The organism is Fluviispira vulneris (assembly GCF_014281055.1).
Lineage (GTDB): Bacteria > Bdellovibrionota_B > Oligoflexia > Silvanigrellales > Silvanigrellaceae > Silvanigrella > Silvanigrella vulneris.
In genome coordinates this window covers 56541-63363 of sequence record NZ_JACRSE010000008.1, presented here as the reverse complement: position 1 = coordinate 63363, position 6823 = coordinate 56541, and the positions used below count along the sequence as shown (strand labels likewise).

Annotated in this window: 14 protein-coding genes; all 14 read right to left on the bottom strand. The window is 28.8% G+C overall.

Annotation, left to right across the window (positions count from 1 at the left end):
* Window positions 1–217: 217 nt before the first annotated feature.
* Window positions 218–601: a hypothetical protein gene (locus H7355_RS15695; protein WP_186650314.1), complete on the bottom strand. Its 384-nt coding sequence runs from the start codon at window positions 599–601 to the stop codon at window positions 218–220.
* Window positions 602–614: 13 nt separating this feature from the next.
* Window positions 615–956: a hypothetical protein gene (locus H7355_RS15690; RefSeq protein ID WP_186650311.1), complete on the bottom strand. Its 342-nt coding sequence runs from the start codon at window positions 954–956 to the stop codon at window positions 615–617.
* A gap of 227 nt (window positions 957–1183) precedes the next feature.
* Window positions 1184–1459, bottom strand: coding sequence for a hypothetical protein (locus H7355_RS15685; RefSeq protein ID WP_186650307.1), 276 nt, complete (start codon window positions 1457–1459; stop codon window positions 1184–1186).
* The gene (locus tag H7355_RS15680) at window positions 1456–1938 is read right to left on the bottom strand and encodes a hypothetical protein (RefSeq protein WP_186650303.1); all 483 of its coding nucleotides are present in this window, start codon (window positions 1936–1938) and stop codon (window positions 1456–1458) included. Before H7355_RS15680 ends, H7355_RS15685 begins: the two co-directional genes overlap by 4 nt.
* A 5-nt stretch (window positions 1939–1943) precedes the next feature.
* Window positions 1944–2270, bottom strand: a complete 327-nt coding sequence (locus H7355_RS15675; RefSeq protein ID WP_186650300.1) for a hypothetical protein — start codon at window positions 2268–2270, stop codon at window positions 1944–1946.
* Window positions 2271–2296: 26 nt separating this feature from the next.
* Complete coding sequence (locus H7355_RS15670) at window positions 2297–2536, bottom strand: hypothetical protein (protein WP_186650285.1); 240 nt, start codon at window positions 2534–2536, stop codon at window positions 2297–2299.
* 3 nt (window positions 2537–2539) lie between these two features.
* A complete protein-coding gene (locus H7355_RS15665; protein ID WP_186650282.1) occupies window positions 2540–3019 on the bottom strand; it encodes a DUF7448 domain-containing protein in 480 nt (159 codons plus the stop codon).
* Window positions 3019–3654 (bottom strand): hypothetical protein, encoded by a 636-nt coding sequence (locus H7355_RS15660; protein WP_186650278.1) that lies wholly within the window; start codon window positions 3652–3654, stop codon window positions 3019–3021. Before H7355_RS15660 ends, H7355_RS15665 begins: the two co-directional genes overlap by 1 nt.
* A gap of 20 nt (window positions 3655–3674) precedes the next feature.
* Window positions 3675–3944: a hypothetical protein gene (locus H7355_RS15655; protein WP_186650275.1), complete on the bottom strand. Its 270-nt coding sequence runs from the start codon at window positions 3942–3944 to the stop codon at window positions 3675–3677.
* Between the two features lie 15 nt (window positions 3945–3959).
* Window positions 3960–4355, bottom strand: coding sequence for a hypothetical protein (locus H7355_RS15650; protein WP_186650272.1), 396 nt, complete (start codon window positions 4353–4355; stop codon window positions 3960–3962).
* 29 nt (window positions 4356–4384) lie between these two features.
* Window positions 4385–4657 (bottom strand): hypothetical protein, encoded by a 273-nt coding sequence (locus tag H7355_RS15645; RefSeq protein WP_186650268.1) that lies wholly within the window; start codon window positions 4655–4657, stop codon window positions 4385–4387.
* A gap of 63 nt (window positions 4658–4720) precedes the next feature.
* Complete coding sequence (locus H7355_RS15640) at window positions 4721–5866, bottom strand: hypothetical protein (RefSeq protein WP_186650265.1); 1146 nt, start codon at window positions 5864–5866, stop codon at window positions 4721–4723.
* Window positions 5867–5884: 18 nt separating this feature from the next.
* Window positions 5885–6481 carry a hypothetical protein gene (locus H7355_RS15635; protein WP_186650262.1) on the bottom strand — a complete coding sequence of 199 codons (597 nt, stop codon included), beginning with the start codon at window positions 6479–6481 and terminating at the stop codon, window positions 5885–5887.
* Window positions 6478–6819 (bottom strand): hypothetical protein, encoded by a 342-nt coding sequence (locus H7355_RS15630; protein WP_186650259.1) that lies wholly within the window; start codon window positions 6817–6819, stop codon window positions 6478–6480. Before H7355_RS15630 ends, H7355_RS15635 begins: the two co-directional genes overlap by 4 nt.
* Between the last annotated feature and the right edge of the window lie 4 nt (window positions 6820–6823).

The following is a 6823-nucleotide window of genomic DNA, read 5'->3' as shown; positions in this document are numbered from 1 at the left end:
CCAATACTGCTAGTTGATAAACTCGCATATGCTAGTAACTCCTGTTTTGATTCGTTGCCGTACAGTAACGCTACACCACCCCGAAGCCCTGCATCTATCCCAATAACAAATTTTTTTTTCATTTTTCCAGCTCTTCATTGGTAAAAAAATTAAATGAAATTAGTTAGTTACAAATCAAATAATTAACCCAAATTTGCGCAATTTAAGAGCATGTGTCTTAATCATCATTTTTATGATCTATTCTGTTAAACGAAATTTTAATCAAATGCTTTTTATATCTATTTCTCGCGTAGTTTACATTATAAAAAAGTTCAGTCACAGATTTAAACGCATTTGTAATTGTGCTTACCTCTGCATTGTCAATTTCAATCGCAATGCCCCACTCCGTTTCTTCTTTATAAACTCGAAACATTTTTTTATTTTCGTCAGATAAAAATTCTTTCCATTCTATTTTCGATTCAAAACCATTTTTTTCTACACTCAATTCCCCATCTTTAATATGATAAATTCCACCTAAATTTGAAACAACAGCGCTACCCTCATTCATTAATTTAATCGCATTGTATTTATCCAAATTGAAACTATTCTCTGTTAATTCCATTTTATTTACTCCATTATTCCCAGCTAATAATTATTAAATCTGGCGTAAAATATAACGATCTCGACCAATATATTTCAATTTTATATCCCAGTTTTACAAAATACTCTTTAAATAACATAAGCTTGTCTTTATAAGCCCACTTATATAAAAATTTTTTTAATAATTCATCTTCTTTTTTTAAATCAATCAATGCCTCAAAATCTAAGTTTTTAATTTGTTCATTTATTTTGTCACTGATTAAATTTATAACCGTATTCAAATCATCATTGAAAATTGCTGACAAGTTTAAATTTTTTTCTTTGTAAAATATTTCATTTTTATTTGTTAATTCTTTAGCTTCGTTTGCTGATATCATATTTTCTCCATCTTGACTTTAATTTTTCTCTTAATAATGCATCATGTAAATCAAATAGTTTATACTCGGGCGTTATCATATAGTTTATAAAATTTGTTATTTTTTTAATTATTGATCGTCTGTTTATTCCAATTATTTCTTCAATCTTCAATAGAACTATAAAGCAAACAATTCTGTATACGAATAAGCAAAATACATAAACAGATATTACTCCAAATATTTCATCATTATTCATGCTTATTCCCTTTTCCAAATTTATATTGATCAACCTGTCTTAAAATATGCAATTCCTGCTCCTCAGACAATTTTGGGCATTTTTTCATGCTTTGATTAATCCACTCATAAATATTTTTGTCTTCAATCTCGCTATTATTTTCTTTAATTAATGAGAACAAAACGGCTCTTAAACTAAAATTCTCTTTTGTTAACTGTACACATGCAGACTCTAAAATGTGCTCTATTGAATTTTTCTTAATTTTTCTATTTATAACACTTCTCTTCATATTTGAGCCTCGCTTAACAAATTTTGGTTTTCTATTTTCTCTTCTTTTTTCAGTTGTTTAATTTGTTTTAGAAGGTCTTTTTTAAATAAATTAATGTATTTTAGATTCGTATTATAGCACAGCTCTTGCCATCCACCGTTTTTTTGTACAATTTTCCAGCCAATATCTCCGATAAATTCTTTCGCTTTATCATTGTTATACGCACCAATCGTGCTCATGCCTTTTATAATTCTTTCAGCAATTTGCATGCTAGGCTCTGTCTCTGATTCTGCTAACTGCTCAAATTCAAAAATAGATGGTATTTGATAGCCTTGTTTTGCTTTTTTATATATCTCTCCCAGCGCATACATCGCTTTTTTTTCGCCTAATTTTATGCAGCTTTTAAGCCACGATTTTATAAAATTTTCTGAAAGGCTTCTCTCTGAACGTTGACAAATTTCTCGTATTATAATTGCACATTTTTTTTCAAAATCATTCATAATTTCTACCATTCAATTTTGAATTGAGCTGTTGTTTTACCGTTAAAACATCTCTCACGTGTTTCTGTGTATTCAGTTTTAAAACCCAATGCGTTAAAATAATTAACAAGATATTCAGAATAATTTTTAGTTTTAATAAGGTTATTAAATACGGGATAATCATCATTTGTTATTATAATATATTCTTTATTTTCTATTGAATTTTTTAGTATTAATTCTTTTAAAATATTAATTAATTTATCATATTCAATGTCAGATTCTTCTTTTTCTTTTTGTATTTGCGACGCTCTTAACTCTCTAACATATTCCGCATTAAAATCTGTTTTATTCATTACAGCTATTCCTGTTGATAATATTTTTAAAGATTTAAAATTATTTCCATTAGCTCTTTTCTAAGTTTTTCTGATCTAGGTATGCTTGCTCTAGATGAGAGTTTCCCACATTTGCAACGAGAATATTTTAAACCTACCCAATTATCAGAAACAAAAGGTACAGCTTCGTTTCTAATTTCGCCACAGGTACAGATTTTAGGGTATTTTTCCTTCAATGCAGGATATTTTTTAAGCCAACTATCTATTTTTATATCTGGGTACCACATATTTTATACTCCAAAATTATTGATGATTTTCTTAAATATTTCATTATAAAATTCATTTTTAAAATGTATATCACTCATTGTTTCGTCTTCAAATTTTTGAACAATAATTCTGTGTTCGTAATATCCATTGTGATAATTATATGCAGAAAATTGAATGTCTCCGTGCGATGTTTTAATGTTTAGTTTTTGCTCTTCACCGCTATACTCAAATTTATCAAATTTGTTTTTTGAGTCCTCAACATCAATGACCTCGTACGAATAAAACTCAGCACCAATGAATGATTTATAGTCATCAGGAGTTGATAAATAGCCAAAATCTTCGCAACATTGCTCTTCATTATCTACAACACAAATGTAGTAAATTTTATCACACCTGTTTTCACCGTGCATTCTGTATTTTTTTTCTGTCTCAATTAAAAATCCTGCGTATTCCGTTCCACAAATTTTTTCTTCAATTTCTCTTATGTTTGTTATTATTTGCATTATTTTTCCTCACATACTGGCTCTTGCTGATAAAGCGATTCAAATATTTGCCTGCAATTATTTTTTATTCTGTGAAAATGTTCTAAAGAAAAATGCTGATCGGCTATATCAAGTGCTCTATATTTTAATAGTTTAAAATCATTATAATTTTTAAGTAGATAGCTAGTTAAATCATTAACAGAATACCTTGACTCAACTAGAATAAAACCGCCATTTTTATTTAAATTTTTATTTAATAAATTACTAACATAATTATTTATATATTCGCATTTATATGCACTATAGAAATAAAAAGGATCATCTATAATAATTAAGTCAAATTTTTCTTTCTCGATTTCATGCCCTATAAAATAATAATAAACCTCATTATATTCTGATATTTCTAGACTAATATTTTTAAGATAACATGAATTTGGATAGTTATGCGTAAATACAGCGATTTTTAGCTTCTTAAATGATTCTAAAAACAAAGGAAATCCCAACGCTAACGTTCTGGTTTTTAAATGCCTTGGCGGCATATTCACAATCAATCGTGGTGATTTTTTATTTAATAAATCATCTTTAAAATTGTCTAAATTACTAAATAAATCGCTTAAAAAGCTGTGTTCATGCAGGTCTTTAAAAGTATTATTCATATATTCATTGAATTTTAGCATTATATTTCCCTATATTCGCATGTTAGATTAAAAACCAATCGATTTAATTTTTGTTGTTCTTTGATATTTCTTGGAGTTAATACAGTTTGAAATTTACTGCACTTTTCGCATGTTCTAAAAAAGCCCACATGATCTTTTGTTATCCAATATTGGAATACAGCATCTTCCCACGCCGTTATTTTGCATGCAGGACACATTTCAGGCGTGCAAGTGAAGCTTCTATATTTTTTGAACCATTTTTCTTTCGATGCGTTTAGTATAAACAACATTTGAATGCCTTATATTTAATCAAAAATTAAATCATTATATTTATTAAACTGTCCTATCATAAAATCATTGACTTCAATTCCAATTAAATTAGCTAATGTAAAAGCTATACAATTTGCTGATATTTCCTCTGTTTTTTTATCAATATTAAATCCACGCATTTGATGATGTTGTATAAAAGCATGTCCTACTTCATGTAAAACAATTAAATTTAGTTCATCGTAATTATATTCAGATTGTGATTTTACGAATATTATTCCGTTTGTATATAACGCTAAATGTTCATTGGCTTTATCGTCTAACCAATTAATATTTGCGTCTTTTAAAGAGTCAGCTACTCTTATTTCTATTTCAGTTTCTTTTAGCAGCTCTAAAATATTTTCGTCAATTTCCGTTTTGTATGTTTTTTTCATTATACTTAATTTCCTTTTTATTTTAATAATTAAATAAAATCAAATTCTAAAATTTTTTCAAAAGTTCTTAATTTTTTATTATAAACAAAAATATAGTCTTTACCTTTAATAAATTCTTTAAATAAATATTCATTGTCATAATTTAAAAACTCAGCAAATGAGCATATTTTTTCTGTGCTTGTTTGAATAGATTTTCCTTTTATTTTATATACAATACCGAATTTAGATATAATTGATTTTCCATCCAGCAAACGTTTAAATGCCTCTTTTGAATCAAATTTGTAATCTTCTTTGTTGATCATAAATCCTCTGTTTTGAAAAATTCAAAATAAAAAATCATGTTATGCCTCTAATTTAATCAAAGTTTAAACATCAAAAATATCACTGTTCTTTTCGTCTCTAAGAGCTTCCATTGCATTTGCGATAGACTGATCAATCGCACTTGATAAATCGCTGTGACGAGCCTGCGTTTGTGTTTTGATGACGTTTTTATTTTGTGTTGCTGCAAAAATATTTTGAATGTCACCAGCGAGGTAGATTGGAGAGTGGCCTTTAGTCAAATGCCACGAATTTTGCGAGCGCATATAGCAATTCACGCAATCAATTAAATTTTGTTCAGAAAACGATTTGCCCATTTTTTTTATTATTTGCTGTATTGAACGATTGAGAGTTGCGAAATCTAGGAACTTTGCTTTGTAGCGTTGCTCGTACGCTTTTACGTATGCGTCAATTCCAGATTTGAGTAATTGAGCCGATCTTTCGTCTAATTTTTTCTCATTGGTTTTCACAACTCTGATTTTTGTCTTTTTTAAGTCTAAAAAATTTTCTGTAATATTTATCTGTTCTTCATCTATTCTTTTTTTATATTCTTTATCTATTACTATATTGTTGGGAGAATCGTAACTGTTGCGTAATTCTGATTCGCCAATTTGCGTACCGACTGCACTCAGATTGTCGGTTTCAGATTCCGATCGATTGTCGGCACATGAATTTAAATTTTTCGACAATTTGTCGGTTTCAGATTCCGACAGTTGATCGTTATCTGAAGACGACATTTTGTCGCTCTGTTCTGCGTTCCATTCTTTTAACGCAATGCTTACTAAACGCCCGTTAACTGTGTACCACGTAGTCCTATCAAAACTATTTCTGTTAAAATTCTCTTTTATGATCCAACCTTCGTTTGCAAGCTCAGACAAATGGCGCTCAATACTACGCGCTGACATATTGCCGTCTAAATCCTGAGCTAACTCCTGCGCAGAACGTTTTACCCAGACAGCATTCCCTTTTTTCATGTTTGATTTGTTTTTATTTACAGAAACCCAATCAATTATTTTCTGTAATACCAAAGATTTTGGGATTCCTAATTTTCTACTGAGGGGGTATGATAGTTTTATAAACGATCCTGATGACATAGCCACTCCTTTATTTGCTGTTGCAATTCCTAATCCTTGTGCTACGCTCTGAGCTGATGCGTAGCTAATACGTCTCGTATTCGTCGGTAGGCCAAACATTTGTTTGGCCGCTCCTGTTTATGGCCTAATTTTGTTTAATTTTGAGTTTTTAATCTGCATTAATTCGTCGCTAAATTTAGTATGTTTTTTCTTTAATCCAGCAATTGTTTTTTGAATATGTATTAATTTCTCTTGAGAATTTTTATTCAATTTTGAATTTTTAATCTGAATTAATTCGTTACTGAATTTTGAATGTTTTTCTTGCAATCCTGATAATGTTTTTTGAATGTGCATTAAATTAGATTCTATAAAATTTTCATAGTTCATAATAGCGTCATCTACAAACATATCTAACGCTCGCTTGCATAATTTCAAAGCCCTTCTTTGGTGACTATTCTCATATTGGCTTAAAATAAGGATAACATCTGATAATTTATATTTAATAATTATTTTTTGATTGACTATTCCAATATTATTAAAATTATCTATTGTTATTTTATAAAAATTATCCAGTATTCCGCATTTTTTTAGCTGCTCAGCTTTGCAATTGAAATTGTCTTTTCTGACTCCTGCAAATTCAGCGAGAAATTCATCTGTTATAAATTTTGAATCGTCTAAATTTGACATTAATATTTGCAGCGCCTCACTTTCGTTTTTTGTAGCTAATGTTGTCATTTATTTTCTCCTAAATTTTTATTAATTCCAGCTTCTGCAAAAAGCATTGCGCTTTCCAGATTTGTTAGTGCAATTTCTAATTTGTGCTCATCTTTGATATTATCTACAAGTAAACCAGCTAATTCTTTAAATTTATTTCTTATTTGTGTGCAAATTATGATTGATTTTTCACTTATACCTTCAGAAAATATTTCATCAATATATATTTTTTGCACTATTTTATATGTAATATTTTTGTCATTAGTGCGTGAAATTTCATACGCTTTTTGTCGACCCTCGCTAGTAAGTTTGTGAAAAAGATCCTCTGTTTTATCATTTTCTAAATGATATATAGTCATATTA